The 19,741-nt window shown below is 39.5% G+C and carries 16 protein-coding genes; 10 read left to right on the forward strand and 6 right to left on the reverse strand.

The features are described 5' to 3' along the window. The first annotated feature begins 5 nt into the window (after positions 1-5). The 6 genes from M2R48_RS20370 to M2R48_RS20395 all read left to right on the forward strand — a co-directional run bounded on the left by M2R48_RS20370 (position 6) and on the right by M2R48_RS20395 (position 5,463). Positions 6-599 (forward strand): SPOR domain-containing protein, encoded by a 594-nt coding sequence (locus tag M2R48_RS20370; RefSeq protein ID WP_004723450.1) that lies wholly within the window; start codon positions 6-8, stop codon positions 597-599. A 441-nt stretch (positions 600-1,040) separates the two neighbouring features. After that, on the forward strand, positions 1,041-1,760 hold the full coding sequence (creB, locus tag M2R48_RS20375) for a two-component system response regulator CreB (protein ID WP_262087316.1): 720 nt from the start codon (positions 1,041-1,043) through the stop codon (positions 1,758-1,760). A 3-nt stretch (positions 1,761-1,763) separates the two neighbouring features. Beyond that, positions 1,764-3,227: a two-component system sensor histidine kinase CreC gene (gene creC / locus M2R48_RS20380; RefSeq protein WP_262087318.1), complete on the forward strand. Its 1,464-nt coding sequence runs from the start codon at positions 1,764-1,766 to the stop codon at positions 3,225-3,227. A gap of 113 nt (positions 3,228-3,340) precedes the next feature. Continuing rightward, complete coding sequence (gene creD, locus M2R48_RS20385) at positions 3,341-4,756, forward strand: cell envelope integrity protein CreD (protein WP_262087320.1); 1,416 nt, start codon at positions 3,341-3,343, stop codon at positions 4,754-4,756. A gap of 66 nt (positions 4,757-4,822) precedes the next feature. Then, positions 4,823-5,047 carry a hypothetical protein gene (locus tag M2R48_RS20390; protein WP_209828918.1) on the forward strand — a complete coding sequence of 75 codons (225 nt, stop codon included), beginning with the start codon at positions 4,823-4,825 and terminating at the stop codon, positions 5,045-5,047. 59 nt (positions 5,048-5,106) lie between these two features. Next, complete coding sequence (locus tag M2R48_RS20395) at positions 5,107-5,463, forward strand: RidA family protein (protein WP_262087322.1); 357 nt, start codon at positions 5,107-5,109, stop codon at positions 5,461-5,463. A 59-nt stretch (positions 5,464-5,522) separates the two neighbouring features. On the opposite strand, the gene M2R48_RS20400 is transcribed toward M2R48_RS20395, so the two are convergent. The 4 genes from M2R48_RS20400 to M2R48_RS20415 all read right to left on the reverse strand — a co-directional run bounded on the left by M2R48_RS20400 (position 5,523) and on the right by M2R48_RS20415 (position 11,259). Then, positions 5,523-6,047, reverse strand: coding sequence for a DUF2726 domain-containing protein (locus M2R48_RS20400; protein WP_262087323.1), 525 nt, complete (start codon positions 6,045-6,047; stop codon positions 5,523-5,525). A gap of 431 nt (positions 6,048-6,478) precedes the next feature. Then, on the reverse strand, positions 6,479-8,884 hold the full coding sequence (locus tag M2R48_RS20405) for a YgiQ family radical SAM protein (RefSeq protein WP_166782828.1): 2,406 nt from the start codon (positions 8,882-8,884) through the stop codon (positions 6,479-6,481). A gap of 266 nt (positions 8,885-9,150) precedes the next feature. Next, entirely contained in the window at positions 9,151-10,371 is a 1,221-nt protein-coding gene (locus M2R48_RS20410) for an MFS transporter (protein WP_262087324.1), read from the reverse strand. Positions 10,372-10,605: 234 nt separating this feature from the next. Next, positions 10,606-11,259 carry a response regulator gene (locus M2R48_RS20415; RefSeq protein WP_004823671.1) on the reverse strand — a complete coding sequence of 218 codons (654 nt, stop codon included), beginning with the start codon at positions 11,257-11,259 and terminating at the stop codon, positions 10,606-10,608. A 378-nt stretch (positions 11,260-11,637) separates the two neighbouring features. Here M2R48_RS20415 and msuE point away from each other — a divergent pair, with 378 nt between their 5' ends. The 3 genes from msuE to ampC all read left to right on the forward strand — a co-directional run bounded on the left by msuE (position 11,638) and on the right by ampC (position 15,011). Next, positions 11,638-12,375 carry an FMN reductase gene (gene msuE / locus M2R48_RS20420; RefSeq protein ID WP_004723461.1) on the forward strand — a complete coding sequence of 246 codons (738 nt, stop codon included), beginning with the start codon at positions 11,638-11,640 and terminating at the stop codon, positions 12,373-12,375. 46 nt (positions 12,376-12,421) lie between these two features. Then, complete coding sequence (sfnG, locus tag M2R48_RS20425) at positions 12,422-13,540, forward strand: dimethylsulfone monooxygenase SfnG (protein ID WP_034614949.1); 1,119 nt, start codon at positions 12,422-12,424, stop codon at positions 13,538-13,540. Positions 13,541-13,886: 346 nt separating this feature from the next. After that, positions 13,887-15,011 (forward strand): class C beta-lactamase, encoded by a 1,125-nt coding sequence (ampC, locus tag M2R48_RS20430; protein ID WP_410004184.1) that lies wholly within the window; start codon positions 13,887-13,889, stop codon positions 15,009-15,011. Between the two features lie 216 nt (positions 15,012-15,227). Here the strand turns inward: ampC and M2R48_RS20435 are convergent, their stop codons facing one another. Continuing rightward, positions 15,228-16,412, reverse strand: coding sequence for an acyl-CoA dehydrogenase family protein (locus M2R48_RS20435; protein WP_262087326.1), 1,185 nt, complete (start codon positions 16,410-16,412; stop codon positions 15,228-15,230). A 169-nt stretch (positions 16,413-16,581) separates the two neighbouring features. Continuing rightward, complete coding sequence (acs, locus tag M2R48_RS20440; RefSeq protein WP_096735376.1) at positions 16,582-18,525, reverse strand: acetate--CoA ligase; 1,944 nt, start codon at positions 18,523-18,525, stop codon at positions 16,582-16,584. Between the two features lie 293 nt (positions 18,526-18,818). Between acs and M2R48_RS20445 the strand changes: the two genes are divergently transcribed. Further along, a complete protein-coding gene (locus tag M2R48_RS20445; protein ID WP_262087327.1) occupies positions 18,819-19,400 on the forward strand; it encodes a DUF805 domain-containing protein in 582 nt (193 codons plus the stop codon). The last annotated feature ends 341 nt before the right edge of the window (positions 19,401-19,741 follow it).

The following is a 19,741-nucleotide window of genomic DNA, read 5'->3' on the forward strand; positions in this document are numbered from 1 at the left end:
TCCACGTGTTTGGAAAAACGCAACGCGGTGTTTCAGAAAGGCCAACCAAACCTAAACAACCATTGATTCCTAAATGGTTAGGGATGCTTGTCGTCATTTTAATCGTGTTAAGTTTTGGTGTCGCACTGATGCTCTGGAAACCGTGGGCGCCCGTCCAACCCAAAAACGAAATCACGTCTGAGCATTATCAAGAAGATACTAACAAAGACTATCGTTTTTATGATCTGTTACCTCAACAACAGGTTACCCCTATTCCTGAACAAGCTGTTCCTGAAAGTAGAAATCAACAACAACCAGTAATTGTTGAAGCGCCTTCTCAATCTGAAAATGTTGATGTCGGTGTAAATGCTGAACGTACAACACCTGTTCAACCCGAATATATTTTACAAGTTCGTAGTTATGATGATCCTGATGCTGCCGATGCACGTCGCGCTGAAATTATCTTAAATGGTTTATCTGCCGATGTGGTTCAAAGTACAGAAGCTGGAAAAACTTGGTATCGTGTGATTTCAGGCCCTTATGAATCACAAAATGCAGCAGTAATTGCCCAACAAACCTTACAACATAGTGGTATTGACTCTATTGTAGTTAAACGCTGATCCATTCAGGCATGGCCTGATCAATCAATCGTTAAAACAGGATGCTTTGGCATCCTGTTTTATTCTTCAAAATCGTTTTTAACCTTGCTTAGATATGTGGGCAAATTGAATAATTTTTACTCAAAAGAAATATAATTCGATAAAAATTTACCCAAATTGATCAAAATTAGAGTAATCTATTTTCCGCAATACATTACCCATGTCGTTGCCGAGATATCAAAAGTCACCAATACTTTTGATTTGCTGTCCTGTGATTGGCGTGACGATCAAATCCGAAGATTACAGGGCGCTCAGAAATTCACATGGGTAAAAGCCCACACCAATAGGCATTCAGCCAATTTCAAACAATAAAACAGTTCATCTAAACTTCACTGAAAATTCATTCGCCTAAGTATTTCAATTTGAGTACACTCCTATTGAGATTATGAGTTTTTAAATGCAATGAATAATAAAAAACAGATTTTATGTGTAGAAGATGATGCTGCTATTCTTATGCCGTTACGTTACGCACTTGAACGAGAAGACTGGCAAGTGACTTGGGCCAATTCAGGTCTGCAAGCCATTGATTTTATTCAACAGCAACCCTTTGATTTTATTATTTTAGATGTCGGATTACCTGATTTAAATGGTTTTGATGTCTGTAAAAAAATTCGTCTCTTTAATCACACACCCTTGCTATTTTTAACCGCACGAGATGATGAAATAGATCGTATTGTGGGTTTAGAAATTGGTGCAGATGACTACTGTACCAAGCCATTTAGTTCGCGTGAAATTGTGTCTCGGATTAAAGCCATTTGGCGCAGAATGGAGATACAAAATCAATTGCAACACACCTCACAGCCGAACACACAGCTTTCTGCAACGCCAGCTAGAGTTTGGCAATGCAATGATGAGGCTTTGCAAATCCATTACTTAGGCACAATACTACAGCTGACTCGCTATGAATATCGCTTACTTAAATTATTGATTCAACGCCCTGAACAGGTGTTTAGCCGTCAACAATTGATGGATCATGTATGGGAACACCCTGAGCACAGTTTAGAAAGAACTGTCGATACCCATATCAAAAGTATTCGCAATAAACTTAAGCAGATCTCTCCTGAGCAAGACCCAATCGAAACCCATCGAGGTTTTGGCTATAGTTTAAAAAGGCAAGGCTAAACCATGTCCATTTTTATTCGTATTTGGTTCTTCTTTGGATTGATCATCTTGCTGGGGTTATGGTTTATGTCTTATACCTTCAATCAACAAGTAAAGCCCAATGTACGACAGGTCGTAGAAGATACCCTTGCGGAAAATGCCAATATTATCGCGATGTTAGTGGCTGAAGATGTCTATGAAAATAAAGTCAGTACCATTCAGTTTGATGAAAAAATTCAAAAAGCGCTGAATCGAAAACTCAATGCCACGATCTGGAAACATAATAAAAATGAGATCAATCAACAAATCTATATTACCGACAACAAAGGTATCGTCATTTATGACTCACAAGGTATCGCTACAGGACAAGATTACTCACGATGGAATGATGTTTACCTGACCTTAAAGGGAAAATACGGCGTTCGCTCTACACGCAGTTATGAAAAGGACAGCAATAGCAGCACCATGTTTATAGCAGCACCAATCTATTATCAAGTTGGTCAACAACAGCAATTGATTGGTGTTGTCAGTATTGGAAAGCCCAATATTTCAGTACAGCCTTATATTCAGCGTGCTGAAAATCAGCTGATCCGTCAAGCCGCTTGGATTACATTACTCAGTCTGTTTCTCGCCAGTTTGGTGGCCTATTGGCTAAAACACAGCATTGACCGTGTGCGTAAATACGCACAAGCACTTGCCCCTGTCAATCAAACCCCCTATTTTCGTTCAGCAAAAGAGCTCAATCAAGTTGCTCAAGCAGTTGAAAATATGCGAGAAAAACTCGAAGATCGTGCTTATGTGGAACACTATGTCAATACACTGACCCATGAACTCAAAAGCCCACTTACCGCAATTCAAGCCAGTGCAGAACTACTCAAAGAAGATTTACCATTAAATGATCAACAACAATTTGCCACGCATATTCATGAACAAAGCCAGCGCTTACGTAGCCTGATTGATCGGATGCTCTTATTGACCCGTCTGGAAAAATCTAAACATCAAATTGAAATGCAAAATTTCAATTTATCTGAACTGATTCAACAAACTTTAGACCAGCATGCCAGTCAAATTCAGGCCAAAAAAATCCAGTGTTTACTGGATATTGAAGCCAATTGTATGCTTGGTGCAGATCGGTTTTGGATTCAACAAACTCTCGCCAATATTTTAGATAATGCGCTGGATTTTTCTGCAGATTCAGCAAAAATCCTGATTCGGCTTCATCGTCAAACACACCAGCAAGTAGAATTACAGGTTTTTAATGAGGGCGAATGGATTCCAAATTATGCACTTACGCAAGTGTTTGATACTTATTTTTCCTTGCCTCGTCCGATTAGCCAGCAACGCAGTTCTGGTATTGGACTAAGCATTGTTAAACAGGTCATTGAACAACACCATGGACAGATTCACATTGGCAATATTCAAGGAAATGAAATCACCATCTTACAACCCCACCAAAAAGGTGTATTGGTAAAAATTCAATTGCCTTAGCACGACCAAACTTCACTTAAAATTCATATAAAAAACCGATACACCTCAAACAAAGCACATTGCTGTTTCGCATACTCAACACTGACAAAAAACAACGGCGAAGGAAAACAGTGATGCGCTCCAACTTTATTACATTCAAAATTATTGCAATCGCAATTTTAGTTGCCTTATTTTGGATAGGCTTACTCTTTATTAACAGTCTGGTTTCAGAACGACAAGATTATCAACGGGCATTTCTGAAAGAAATTGCACAAAACAATATTAGCCCTCAAACCGTGATTTCACCGTATATCCGTGTGCCCTACAATGAGCAAAAAAACTGCCTCGATGAAAAGAAGGTGGCCTATTTGTGTACTGAGGAACAATGGCTATATATCAGTGCTGACAGCACACAATGGTCATCCAACTTTAACGTTTCTGACAACACTTATAAACGCACCATCTATCGAGCAATTAGCTACACCGCCAATCTCATGGCCAAAGGGGTATTCCAAAAACCAACACTAGAAAAGAAAGATTACCAATGGGACCGAGCTGAAATTATCTTCCCTGTGCATGATCCTCGCGGTTTGGATACCCAACCGAGCTTAAACATGCTCAATAAAACTTATGCTTTTGAAATGAGTGCTCAAGGCAGTAATAGTTCTGGTTTTGACTTTATGTATGTTTCTGCAAAAAAATATCCTGAATTAATCAATGCCATTCAAAATGGTTTCACTTTTGATTTAACCGCCAATATTACGGGTCTGGGGAAATTCACCCTGATCCCAACCAGTCGTAGTGTCACTTATCAGGCCAAAGGCAATTGGGCGGATACCAAATATTCAGGACAAAACTTACCCTTTGCAAAAACCAGTACACCACAACAATTCACTGCACAATGGAAAAATATTGCTCTAGGTCATCAAAACATCAGTAAATTGATTGATTGTGACAACAATGAGTGTATTCGCCAGTTTAGTAATGGCTATTTTTCCCAAGAGCCAGCTTATATGGGTGAACCTGCTCAAAGTATTGGTTTATCAACAGAATTCCTAGAATCAGTCAATGTCTATACACAAACAGATCGTGCGATTAAATACGGTATTGTGATTATCATCATCACCTTTGCTTGTTTCTTTCTCTTTGAAGTGCTTAAAAGCTTACGGATTCACCCCATTCAATATTCTTTGGTGGCGATGGCTCAAGTAGTGTTCTTTGTCTTACTACTTTCAATCAGTGAATACTATGCCTTTGCATGGGCATACCTCGTCGCTGGAATTGCCTGTGTCGGGCTCATGAGTTGGTACCTATACTATGTGATGAAAGGTTTTAAAGCCGCTGGCCTATTCAGCATCATTCTGAGTTCACTTTATGCCGTAATGTATATGCTGTTGCAATCTTCAGGTAAAACCTTTCTGATCGGCTCTATCATTTCATTTGTTTTACTTGCTGTGGTGATGTTTATTACACGGCATATCGACTGGTATCAAATCAACAATAAGCCTGAGCAAAAACTCAAATCCTATACGCCTCCGCAAGCTTGGTAACGGCACAGTGAATAGCTCAAAGCGATTCACTGGCTTAAAAATAGAATCTAAATAATAGGTATTTCAATGAATACTTCCATACCACAGGAGCAGCAACACTTTAAGCAGTTGCAACAACTTTGTCCTCTGCAATGTTCAATTGCATTTTGTTTAAATCAGTTACGTGGTGCGCAAATTCAATTTTTAAATTTAGGCAATTTCATTATTTGCCCAGAATATAACTGTTTGATTATTTTTAAGTATAAAATTCTCATTCGTATAGATAGATTCACCAACAAGCAACAAAGTTGATTTGCAGATTGTAAATCATGACGTAAAATTTAAAACATAAACAAACTTTGAGAATGATCATGACTGTACAACGTTTGCACGTAGAAAAACGCTTTTCTGAAATCGCAATTTCGGGAAATTTAGTTCACTTGGCGGGTCAATTGGCTACGGATTTAAGTTTGGATATCAAAGGGCAAACTCAACAAACCTTAGATATCATTGATCGTTTTCTTGCAGATGCGGGCACAGATAAAAAGCATATTATGTCTGTGATGATTTTTTTAAAAGATATTGAAAATGATTATGCAGGAATGAACGAAATCTGGGATGCATGGTGTTCAGATATGCAAGCTCTGCCGAGAACTTGTGTAGAAGCAAAACTTTATCGACCTGATGTTTTAGTTGAAATGACGGTTGTTGCGATCAAACCAGAATAAACTCGTTATTAATTTTTGGAAAGCGTAAAAATGCATGTTTAAACATGCATTTTTTTTGATTAACTATATGCGCGATTTGAGTACAGATCAAACTTCCCCAGTACATGTTCCTCCAACATTTGCGAATGGCTCATTTCTGAAAATTCTGTTAAAAAATCTTCTCGCAAATCCTGATATTCTGGAATTCCCATATAACGAATCACGCGATAACCTGCCGACTGTAACAAAGCATCTTCATAGGTATTTTGATTCGAACGCTTGATCGCATTGATATCATCTAAAGCAATCACAGCTAAAACTTTATAATCTTTGTCCAGCACAACAAAATTTGCAAACATTTGCTGATACTTACGACGTGTATGTAAATATTTTGTCGTTAACAAGGCATCAAAAGATACATGAGCCAAGATATTGGCTTCAGGTAAAATTTCTTTTAAACGCGTAAACGTAATTTGTTCATGTGAGTTAAATACTGCTCTTCTTCGTAAAGCACTATCTGCTTGTTGCTTATTTTTCAATCCTTTATAAGCAGCACCAATCACGACAGCAAGTAATATCAAACTCGCAACGATTATCATGTCCATTTTTCATTTCCTAATTCTTTATTATAATTTGGTCTACGACCAGTTCTTGTGTATCAAAGATACTATTTTTCATCAGTTCAATTTTGTAATATGCCAGACGCATTCTCATATTTGCTTTTTCAAAATAATCAAATAAATCACATTTTTAACTTATTTATTGAACTATTATTTGTTTTATTCACTTGGTATTTCAACCAAATGAATTTAATTGCACCTCATATATAGCGTGTATTGAATGCGAATACAACTGAATTTAATGAATCTTGAGTACTATTGTAGGACAAGGATATTCGAGAATTGTGTGTTTTTAGTACACTAAAGTTTTCAACAGTTTACAGAGAGTTATCCACAGTTGCGTATTTTTATTATTCAATTGCTGATTTAAGAAAGGATGCTTAGGCATCCTTTCTTATTACTATTTTGAACAGTACCTAAGCTCTACTTTTTGACTTAGACTTTGCTTTGCTATTTCCAGCAAATGGTTTTTTATCACCTGTTTCACGCGGCGGTAAACCTGTATGTTGCGTCAGTATTTGACCACGTTCAGGACGCTTTTTAGTATTGGAAGGGCGCGATTGCGTTTTCGCCTGCGAATTACGACTATCTCCAGTACGCTTTTGCGAATCACCATCAACAGTCGAGTTTTTCTTACGCGCAGATTGGTATTGCCCTTCTGTTCCTTGTGGTTGATAAGTTGGAATCAGATGGTGCTTAGAGTTACCAATCAAATCTACCCGGCCCATTTCACGTAATGCATCACGTAGTAATGGCCAGTTGTTTGGATCATGATAACGTAAGAAGGCTTTGTGTAAACGACGACGCTTTTCACCTTTTACAATATCCACACTTTCGGTATAACGAGCCACTTTGGCCAACGGGTTTTTCCCCGTGTGATACATCGTGGTCGCTGTCGCCATTGGTGATGGATAAAAGGTTTGCACCTGATCAGCACGGAAACCATTTTTCTTAAGCCAGATCGCAAGATTCATCATGTCATAATCCGTTGTTCCCGGATGCGCTGCGATAAAGTACGGGATTAAATACTGTTCTTTACCCGCTTCCTTACTAAAACGATCAAACATCTGTTTAAAGCGATCATAGGTTCCGATTCCCGGTTTCATCATCTTCGACAATGGACCTTTCTCAGTATGCTCTGGTGCAATTTTTAAATAACCGCCAACATGGTGTTGAACCAGTTCTTTGACATATTCAGGGTTCAATACCGCAAGGTCATAACGTAAGCCTGAACCAATCAGAATCTTTTTGATGCCTTTAAGCGAACGTGCTTTGCGATAAAGTTGAGTAAGTGGCGCATGGTCAGTATGTAAATTTTGACATACACCAGGATACACACAAGAAGGTTTACGACAGTTCTTTTCAATCTCAGGATCTTTACACTGCAAGCGATACATGTTTGCAGTAGGACCACCTAAATCTGAAATGATGCCTGTAAAACCTGGGGCTGTATCACGAATTTTTTCAACTTCACGTAAAATTGATTCTTCTGAACGGTTTTGAATAATACGACCTTCATGTTCAGTAATCGAACAGAATGTACAACCACCAAAACAACCACGCATGATATTTACAGAGAATTTGATCATATCAAATGCAGGGAAACGCGCTTCACCATAAGCTGGATGTGGTAGACGCGCATAAGGCAAGTCAAACACATAATCCATTTCTTCGGTGGTCAATGGAATCGGTGGTGCATTTAACCATACATCACGTTCACCATGCTTTTGTACCAATGCACGAGCATTCCCGGGATTGGTTTCAAGATGCAAGATGCGGTTAGTATGTGCATAAAGTACAGGATCCGTTGCCACTTCTTCAAAAGCAGGCAAACGAATCACAGCCAATTCACGCGGCGGTAATTTATGTTTAATCGCTTTGGATGTCGGCAATAAACGTACAATCTGGGTATTTTCATCCAGTTGATCACCTTCACGAACAACAGGATTTGCCACCAATTCTTTTTGGAAATTTTGGTATTGGGTTAAAGAATTTCCTTTGCCTTGCTCAATTTCGCAACCATCTAAATCTTCAGTCATCACATAAGGATTGATGATTGGATCAACACGGCCAATCGCATCGACATCATTCGATGCAATTTCAACAAACTTGGCTTTAGAAACACGATTAATTTTATTGACGATAAATGCAGTACCACGAACATCAGTGATTTCATGAATTTTTTCGCCTTTGGCAAGACGATGCATAACTTCAACAACAGACCGTTCACCATTGCCATACATCAATAAATCCGCTTTGGAATCCATCAACACTGAACGACGAACTTTGTCTGACCAGTAATCATAATGTGCAATACGGCGTAATGATGCTTCGATACCGCCCAATAATACGGGTACATCAGGAAATGCTTCACGACAACGCTGACAATATACAGTTGCAGCACGGTCAGGACGTTTATTGGGTAAATTGTCTGGTGAATATGCATCATCAGAACGGATTTTACGGTCAGCCGTATAGCGGTTGATCATAGAATCCATATTACCCGCAGTCACACCCCATGCAATATTCGGTTTGCCTAATACTTTAAATGCTTCGGCAGAAGTCCAATCTGGTTGTGCAATAATGCCGACACGGAAACCCTGTGCTTCAAGCGTTCGGCCAATAATTCCTGAACAGAACGATGGATGATCGATATAAGCGTCACCACATACGAGGATAAAGTCACAACTATCCCAACCGAGTTGATCCATCTCCTCGCGTGACATTGGCAAAAATGGTGCTGGTTCAAAGCACGATGCCCAATATTTGTCATAATCAAACAACGCAGTAGGCGCTGTCTGAGCAGTATAAGCGGTCGACATGGTGAGTTTCTCGATTGGCAGTTGGCGATCGGGAGAGATCTAAAATGAAAGTTGATCATTTTACCATGAATTTTACTCATGTTGTTTGATTAAAAAGTAAACATTTCTTCTTGGTCTTCTATTTAGTCTGTTATTGATAGCTTTTTAAGATGTTAAAGGTATTCGTCATACATTAAAAAAGAAAATTTACTCATTATGGCGCATTGTTTAAAAGCGCAGAGAAATTGAATAGAAAAGGTTATTTCACGCTATTTAGATGCAGCCGCTCATACTTTTGCCTGATCTTTATGCTGCGTTTGATTTAGTTTTAAAGCCACCAAGAGCCCGATACAAAGTACACAAGTCATCGTAACTGTTAGGCCAAACCATCCATATTTTTCCCAGACTAAACCACTACTGCTGCCCAAGAAACTTGAACCAAGATAATAACAAAATAGATAAAGCGAAGAACCGACTGCACGATATTGTAAGGATTGTACCGATACCCAACTGCTTGATGTGGAATGGGCAGCAAAAAATGAGAAAGTAAAAATCAATAGACCAATCAAGATCCCCCATAGTGATGGAATCAGCATCATCCATAACCCCAGAATCATGCTTGAGAACATCACAATCAATACCTTACCTCGTCCAAATTGACGACTCCAACTGGCTGCACGAGGTGAACTATAAATGCCTGATAAATAGGCAATCGAAATTACACCAATCCATGTTTGTGATAATTCAAAAGGTTTTTCTAACAGATGATAACTCATGTAATTAAACACGGTCACAAAGCATCCCATCAGAATAAAACCTTCTACAAACAATAATCTGAGCTTTGGGTCCGAAAGATTTTTCTTAAAGGATTCGATAAAACGTGTGAATTGAATGGGATAAGATTTAAAGTGTTTAGAGGCAGGTAAGGCTATGTAAAATGTAATCGCGATCAATAAATTGAGTAGACCAATAATCATTGTCGCAGTTTGCCAAGAGATATAATCCAGCAATACCCCTGCAATCAAACGCCCGCCCATTCCCCCTATCGCAGTACCTGAAATATACAGTCCCATGGCAAAGCCAACATCTTTTTGTGCAATTTCTTCACCGATATAGGTCATTGCAACAGACGCGACACCACTAACAGCCAAACCAATCATCATGCGTGTTGCAAGAAATATCTCCCAATACGGTAAAAATGAACTCAGCAATAACAAGCTTGCCGTGGAAAATAAAGAAATGGCCATGATCTGCTTACGACCATAACGATCTGAAATCAGTCCTGCAAAAAGAAGCCCTAAGGCTAAGGCGATGGTGGAAAATGAAAGCGGGAAACTACTATGGGTTGGTGTAACATGAAAAAAACTTGCCAAAAACGGCATCATCGGCTGAACACAGTACAACGATGAAAATACAGCAAAGCCAGCTAAAAACAATGAAAGTAAAATTGCGATAAAAGGCCGAGTGCCATACTCAATATAAGCTGTAGATTCAGGTGCTTCAGACATAATTATTCCTCATGTCCATTCAGTATACGCCTATTTTTAACTCTTGATAAAAGCTAAAATTTTATTGCAGACAATGCCTTGATCATTCAAGTTAGATATAAATTTTAAATATTTGATTTAGAATAAAATTACATGAGGAAATGCAGAAATAAGAAAATAAAAAAGAGCATATTTTTAATACACTCTTCTCGTAATTTTTCAATATATTGAGGTTAAATTTAACTAGCAAGAATCTTAAACTTTTCGTTCTTCAATATTGAGTGCATTGATTGCGAGTACTGCTTGAGTACGGTTCTGTACACCTAATTTACGGAAAATTGCCGTCACATGCGCTTTAATGGTCGCTTCCGAAACATCAAGTTCATAAGCAATTTGCTTATTCAATAAACCTTCTGCAACCATCATCAATACCCGGAACTGTTGTGGTGTTAACGATTGAATACGTTCAGCTAAAGCTGTTTCATCTGCGGCACGTGGGTCAAAATTCATATTCGCTGCGGGTAAGTTTGGCGGTAACCAAATATCACCATCCAGCACTTGGCGAATTGCTTCCCCAATATGGCTTGGATGCGCAGATTTAGGAATATAGCCCATTGCGCCATGTGCAATTGCACGTTGAATAATGGACGCATCTTCGTGAGCAGAAACCACAATAATAGGAAGTGCAGGATACTGTGCACGAACATGTACCAATGCAGAGAAACCCGATGCGCCTGGCAGATTTAAATCCAACAAGACGAGATCTGGTTCTGGACCATTTTCCAAACGCTCATAAAATTCATTAACAGCCGCAGTTTCACTAATTTGAGCCTGTGGCAAACTATAACGAACCGCCTGAATTAACGCATGGCGAAACAGTGGATGATCATCAACGATTAAAATATTCATAAGCGAAGCGAGAGATCTCTAGCGCAGTTATTTCATTCTAACCGCACTATTGCTATTTAGGATACGTAAATATTAACGAATTTTTGAATAATTTGTCGGCTTTAATTAAAATTCCCTACAATCTTTAGGTCATTTATCGAAATTAAGATTTGAATATCACTTTTAAATATAAAATAAACAGTTAAAAATGAATTACTTATTCATTTTAAGAATATTATTTAACTTCAAATACTTAAAAGACGAAATCCTGCATTATCCCATGTCTTTCCGGTTTATCTTAAAAACAGATAACCAATCTGTTTTTCATTATTTTACAGCGCTTCGTCAAATATAGATTAATGAATGGCATTCCGAGATTCAATTTATTAGGTTGCCAACATGTCTATTTATACTCAACAAAAACCATTAAATATTGTTGCTGTTTCAGGGGGATTAAATAACCCTTCAAAAACCGAAAGTTTAGTTCAAGCGATTTTAGATGAGCTGGGTCAGGCAACACCGATTCATGTTCACTTTATTAAATTCAGTGAAATAGGCCATTTGTTAGGGGGCGCAATTTATCGCAACCAACTGCCACAACGTGTTCAAGATGACTTAGCTGCCGTAGAAGCAGCAGATGCGCTCATCGTGGGAACACCTGTTTATCGTGCATCATTTACTGGTTTATTTAAACATTTCTTTGATTTTGTTGAACAAACAGCGCTAGTCGATGTTCCTGTATTGCTTGCTGCATCGGGTGGTAGTGACCGTCATGCTTTAGTTCTAGAGCATCAGTTACGTCCATTATTTAGCTTCTTTCAAGCGCAAACGCTGCCTATTGGTGTCTATGCAACAGATCGTGACTTCACACCTGAGTACACCATTAAAAGTGAACACATCCAAGACCGTATCACTTTAGCTGTCGCACGTGCATTGCCAATTTTAGAATGGGCGCCTGCAAAAGGTCAGCGAGCAGAAGTGGTCAAAGCCAAAACAGAACAAGCCAATCAAAATTTAGGCATCAACAAACAGATTGAGCAAGATGATGTGCTTCCTTCCGCGGCGATACCAGACTTGGATGCGGCAGAGTCTCGTCTACATGCAAAATCCAAAACACCACAATCACAGGTTGCTTAAACGCAACCTTGTTATGAATAAATCATAAAAAATTGAGGGTTATGATATGTCACAGTTTTCATCGAATAATGGTCAAGCAATTCGATTTGCCTATTGGGTTCCCAATGTCAGTGGCGGCTTAGTGGTCAGTAATATTGAACAACGGACAGACTGGAGCTATGACTACAATGTCCGTTTGGCACAAGCTGCCGAAAAAAGTGGTTTTGAATATGCCCTCACCCAAATTCGTTTTACCGCAGGGTATGGCGCTGAAAATCAACACGAATCTGTGAGTTTTAGTCATGCACTTTTAGCCAAGACTGAAAAATTAAAAGTAATTGCAGCAATTCTTCCGGGACCATGGAAACCTGTTTTAGCCGCAAAACAGTTGGCGACCATTGATTACCTGACCAATGGGCGTATTGCGATTAATGTCGTAAGTGGTTGGTTTCGTGGCGAGTTTGATGCCATTGGTGAGCCATGGCCTGAACATGATGAACGCTATGTTCGCTCAGAAGAGTTTATTCGTACGTTAAAAGGTATTTGGACAACGGATAACTATAGCTTTGATGGTAAATATTATCAGTTTAAAGACTACACTTTAAAACCAAAACCTTTGCAGAAGCCCCATATTGAAGTATTCCAAGGGGGTAGTTCACGTGCTGCACGTGACATGGCTTCGCGTGTTTCAGATTGGTATTTCACCAATGGCAACACACCTGAAGAACTAAAGAAACAAATCGATGATATTCGTGAAAAAGCCAAGCTAAATAATCATTCAGTCAAAATCGGGGTCAATGCATTTATCATTGCTCGTGATACTGAAGAAGAAGCAAAAGCGGTGTTGCAAGAGATTATTGACCAAGCTAATGTTGAAGCGGTCAATGCCTTTGGTGATGCAACCCGTGAAGCAGGCGCAGCATCTAAAGAAGGTGAAGGTAACTGGGCAAAATCAACCTTTGAAGACTTGGTGCAATATAACGATGGCTTTAAAACCAATCTGATTGGTACACCGCAACAAATTGCTGAACGTATTGTTGAACTCAAAAATGTAGGGGTAGATCTGGTGTTATCTGGCTTTTTACATTTCATCGAAGAAGTTGAATATTTCGGTGAAAAGGTCTTGCCTTTGGTTCGTCAAATTGAAGAAGCACAAAAAGATCAAATTACTGCAAAATCAGCTTAAGGTTTATCTCTTCATCGATGGTGCTGTGAAAACAACAATAAACAACTAAAACAGCTTTGCAGCTTTCCCTCTTGACTCGGCTTGAGGGATTTTTTTTAGAATAAATAAAAAGCATTTATAAAAATAAAATCGTATAAATTCAGTACAATTATCCTTATATAAATTAGCCAACTTTTGCTTTTTATTTTATTGAGTGTATTTGTTCTATACATATACTCAACAACCGCAATCTTGGAAAAAATTTCTTTCAACCTTAAAATACGCCCTTTTTGTAGCATAGATGGAAAAAGTGGGTATGGTAGTTTTAAATAAAACAAAAACGATATTTTGTGTCCTCATTGGCAGTATGAGCTTGACGACCTATGTCAACGCCAACGACATACCTGCAACGTCTATAAAAGTTGAAACTGCGATGAATACTGCATTTCAGCCATTAATGAAAACTTATGCAGTGCCCGGTATGGCAATAGGTGTTTTGTATAACGGGAAAAGTTATGAAAAATACTACGGCGTGCAATCACTTGCGAATGCGAAAGCCGTAAATAAAAATACCCTTTTTGAATTAGGCTCAGTCAGTAAGATATTTACTGCAACAGCAGGCACTTATGCACAAAATTTAGGTAAAACTTCTCTTCAAGACCACCCTGGTAAATATATACCTGCATTAAAAAACTCAGACATTAATCAAGTCACACTCTTAGAATTGGCCACCTATACCAGTGGCAATCTTCCATTGCAATTTCCTGATCAAATAAAAACAAATGCGCAAACACTTCAATATTTTCAAGATTGGAAAGTCAAAAACCCGATTGGTCAATTTCGACAATACTCTAATCCAAGCATAGGGCTATTCGGTGAAGCGACCGCTAAAGCCATGAACATGCCTTTTAGTGCTTTATTAGAACAAGTGATCTTCCCCAAACTAGAACTCCAACATACTTATGTCCAAGTTCCTAAAGCACAACAAGGCAACTATGCTTTTGGTTATGATCAAAATAATCACCCGCTTCGGGTCACTGCTGGCGCTTTTGATGCGCAGGCCTATGGGGTGAAATCTAGCCTACCTGATATGCTACATTTTTTAAATTTAAACTTAAATCCAGATCAAGCCAAAGCAGTGATTAAACCTGCAATTCTAGCGACACATACGGGTTATTTTAAAATGGGTGGTATGACCCAAGCCCTTGGCTGGGAATCATTCAGCTACCCAACCACATTAAACACACTATTAGAAAGCAACTCTGATCGGGTTGTGATGCAATCTAACCCTGTTGAAAAAACCCTCGTGAAGACTGGTTCAAGAGTCTTTCATAAAACTGGCTCTACCAATGGTTTTGGGACCTATGTGATTTATATTCCACAAGAGAATTTTGGTTTAGTGATGTTAATGAATAAAAAAATTCCCAATGCTGAACGAATTAAGGCAGCGTATGAAGTGCTCAATAGCTTAAAGCAAAAATCCAATCCTTGATGCTGAAACACGTCAGATCGGGCCAGGCTTTAACTTTGTGCATTGTTAGATCATTCATGTTGTATCTATTGCAAGGCAACATAATTGTCGCTGTTGGTAGGGGGTATAAGACCTACCCCTTATCCAACACAGATTTTTTTCAATCTAAGATAGGCAATACCAACTACTAAAGCGCTAAGAATGAACTTCTATAAAATGTCATCGCTCAGCTTAGGTTCAAGAATAAAAACTTGGATCAGGCACTTTTCCAGTCAATACCCATTCCCCTACTTCCTGATACTTATAATCAATCGGATCATGCAAAGTCTGAGTACGGACATTTCGCCAAAAACGATCTAAATTCAATTTGGCTGTTGTCGCTCTGGCACCCATCACTTGGAAAATATTTTGCGTTATAAACAGTGAGCTATTGGTTGCAGCAATTTTTGCAGTCGCAATGGCAATTGAGACTTCACCACGTTGTTCTGCTGTTAATTGCTCACCAATATTCCAAGCCGTTTGCAATGCTGCAATGGCTTTATCGGCAAGTAAACGTACACTTTCAAGCTGTACATAAAACTCAGCAAAGTGCTTCTGGGTAAATGGATCATTCACCGCATTTTCAGCCAAAGACGTTGACCATGCTTTCTGACTTTGTATTGTTTGTCTTGCAAGGTCAAAGGCACCTTCAGCAACGCCTAAAAACAGATGCACAAAAATTAATTGCGCAATCAAAGGTCGTAAACTGGAGTAAGGTGTACTTAATGGTCCTGGATTTAACAATAATTCATCTTTGTGAATTTTGACCTGTTCAAAATGACTGGTACCACTGTCCGTTTGGCGCTGCCCCATATTATCCCAATCGCCTAAAAAGCTGACTCCTTCTCGACGTGTTGGGATCACAGCTATCAGTAATTTTCCAGCATCATTAAAGCCCGAACAAAGCAGTATGTCTGAATCTATTGATCCTGAGCAAAAGCTTTTATCACCATGAAAAATAAAGTCGTTCTCAGTGAGTTGTTGTACCTTCGTACGCTGATCTAAAGGGTTTAACGTATTGCCCCAAAACAAGTTATTGCGGGCAGTGTGTTCAAACCATGCCGAATATTGTTGAGGTTGAGCAAATAACTGTACGGTGGCGATTAGTAAATGATGAAAGCCATATACATGTGCCAAGGAGCTATCGACTTGTGCAATACTTTGAATGGTCTGGAAAATTGTTTTCCAATTTGCCCCCTGCCCGCCATATTGTTGTGGAATAGACAGTCCCAATAAGCCACTTTGACGAATCAAGTCCCGTTCCAGCTTTGGATTACCACCTGCTTTATCACGCTCAGCAGCAGTCTGCGCAAATTGTTCTGCCAATTGTTTTGCTGTTGCTAAAGCAGAAAGGTTTATCGCCTGTTGAGGTGCATTCATCATATTTACTCTTATTCCCAGTGCCTTGAGCTTATCAAATCAAGTAAGATTTCCTTATCTCAATGCCTGCATTACTTATTCTGTGGTTTGAAAATCAATAACAAAAAAATACCGCTAGAATTTCTCTAACGGTATTCAACTTTTGGCTAGCAAAATCAAGAGACTTCAATCATTAAGAATTGGCCTTAACCTCAGTAATTAACTGATCTACCACACCTGGATCAGCCAAAGTAGAAGTATCACCTAAACTATCTAGCTCATTGGCAGCAATTTTTCTTAAAATGCGTCGCATGATTTTTCCAGAACGGGTTTTTGGCAAAGCAGGTGCCCAATAAATTGCATCAGGTGTTGCCACAGGTCCCAGCACTTTACGTACCCAACTGACCAATTCTTTACGCAATTCTTCAGTTTCAGCTTCACCGGCCTGCAAGGTCACATAAGCTGCTATGCCTTGCCCTTTAATCTCATGTGGCATACCAACAACAGCTGATTCAGCGACTTTTGCATGCGCAACCAAGGCACTTTCAATTTCAGCAGTGCCCAAACGGTGACCCGAAACATTCAAGACATCATCTACACGGCCGGTAATCCAGTAATAACCATCTTTATCACGACGCGCACCATCACCAGTAAAATAACTGCCCGGATAGGTTGAGAAATATGCTTCAATAAATCGCTCAGGATCGCCCCAAATAGTCCGCATTTGCCCCGGCCAAGAATTCTTAATAATCAAATTGCCTTCTGCTTCACCTTCGAGTTCTTGACCCTCAGCATCAACCAATGCCGGTTGTACGCCAAACAATGGACGAGTGGCCGAACCCGGTTTAAGTGGGGTTGCACCCGGCAGTGGAGAAATTAAAATACCGCCTGTTTCAGTTTGCCACCATGTATCCACAATTGGACAACGGCTTTCACCCACAACGGTATAGTACCAATTCCATGCTTCTGGATTAATCGGCTCACCCACGGTACCCAATAGACGCAAACTGCTACGGTCACTTTCACGCACAAAAGCATCACCCTCACGCATCATGGCGCGGATCGCTGTTGGTGCAGTATAGAGAATGGTAATATTATGCTTATCTACAATATGCCCTGTGCGTGCCCATGTTGGATATTGTGGGATGCCTTCCGACATGACCGTGGTTGTACCATTGGATAATGGTCCATAAAGCACATAAGAATGCCCCGTAATCCAGCCCACATCTGCAGTACACCAGAACACATCATCTTGTTTAATATCAAAAACTTCACGGAAAGTTGAATTGACATAGGTTAAATAACCACCCGTGGTATGTAACACCCCCTTAGGCTTTCCGGTTGACCCAGACGTATACAAAATAAATAAAGGATCTTCGGCATTCACCGGTTCTGGCGGACAGATATCTGTGACCGTCATAATTTCCATGTGATACCACAGGTCACGCCCCTCCTGCATTGTTATTGGATGGCCTGTACGATGCACCACAATCATTTTTTCAACCGAAGTGGTTCCATCCAGCGCCAATGCTGCATCTACATTTTCTTTTAAGGGAATCGTTTTACCACCACGCATACCTTGGTCAGCGGTAATCACCAATTTGGCTTGACTGTCGTCTATCCGACTTGCCAATGAGTCTGGAGAGAACCCACCAAATACCACACAATGCACCGCCCCTATTCGGGTACAGGCCAGCATGGCAATCGCCGCTTCAGGGATCATCGGCATATACAAAATGACTCGATCACCTTTCCCGATTCCATTTTTCTTTAAGACATTGGCAAAACGACACACTTCATCATGCAGTTCTTCAAAAGAAATGATTTTATGGCGAGATGGATGATCCCCCTCCCAAATAATCGCAGGTTTCAGTGGATGCTCTTTTAAATGACGATCTAAGCAGTTGGCACTGACATTCAGTTGCCCATCTGCAAACCATTCAATTTTAAAATTATCTTTGTCGTAGCTGGTGTTTTTTACTTGAGTAAATGGCTTAATCCAGTCCAATTTCTTTGCAGCTTCTGCCCAAAACTCATCTGGATGCTCTACTGACTGTTGATAACGATCGAAGTATTCTTGTTCATTGGTCCTTGCTGTTTTAACAAATTGTTCTGGAACTGGATAGATTTCATTCATATTCTGCTTCCTTGATTTGTCACCTCATCACGAGATGTATGCCTACGTTCTTGATTTTATTTGCTGCATGTGTTCAGTATTACGATAGCGCATTTCGGTTAACAATTGTGCTTTGGTCGTAGACACGGGGGTCACTTTAACCATCGGAAAATCTTAAGTCATTTGCCAAAATATTCGAATTTTCAATATCTATGGAGTTTTTTTGATCTTATAATTTGTATTCAGAAGTGCATATGGTTTTTTTCAGAAAAAAACATTTCCTTACCGAACTCATTCAACTGGACGCGATCGTCATGCAAATACAAGAATCGTCGACTTTTTTTTCAAAGCATCAAGTATCACCAGTAGATCATCCCCTTTCTACTCAAGGCCGCTTTAATCGTTTGAGTTATATTGCTTGGTTTGGATTTTTGCATCTCATTTTTACCATTGCATTGCTTGCCCTCGGTCTAGTCTTTGGCATTGTGAATTTACATTCACTGCAATTCAGCCAACATGCGATAAATTCGATTTCAGGATTAGGACAGTTCACTTACCTCGCACTCAGCTGTCTTTATTTATATGGAATGATGGTTGTGATTATTCGCAGGCTGCATGATCGTAATAAATCTGGTTGGTTTATTCTGTTATTGCTGATTCCCATTGTGCAATTCTTGATGCTGCTGTATTTACTCCTTGCACGTGGTTGTAATCGCGCCAATCGTTTTGGTCACCCACGCCCATCGACTTTTATAGAAAAATTAATGGCTTGGCTGATGCTAATAGGCTTTATCATCAGCTTAGTTAGCTCTATAAGCGTAGTGTCATTTATGCTGGGGACTGGAGAAATTGAAAATCCAACAACAATCATTGAAAAAGGGACTAAATATTTTTAAGGATAATTGGGGTCTGTTGACAATTCGTCTATGTTTGCGACTACGTGTGTTTTTTAGGCGATACTAGGCGCGAAATACGAAATTTAGTCATTCTAAATGATGAGAAACATCGTTTCGCAAGGTAACACGTAGCGGCAAAAAACACGCTAGTCCCCCCGCTGCGCCTTGCGCTGCAAACAAAGCAGTGCTTTGTTCTTGCTCAGGGTTGTGGCTAAAATTATCTCAGCCTTCGTTATGAAACTCGAAAATAGTCTCGCTATTCTCTTCGTTTCCTGCCTTGCCTGCTCAATTTTAACCTACAACGCAAGCCATTTATGAAATGCCTACAGACCCCATTCCTT

The sequence above is a fragment of the Acinetobacter sp. I-MWF genome (genome assembly GCF_025433935.1).
Classification (GTDB): Bacteria; Pseudomonadota; Gammaproteobacteria; order Pseudomonadales; family Moraxellaceae; genus Acinetobacter; species Acinetobacter guillouiae.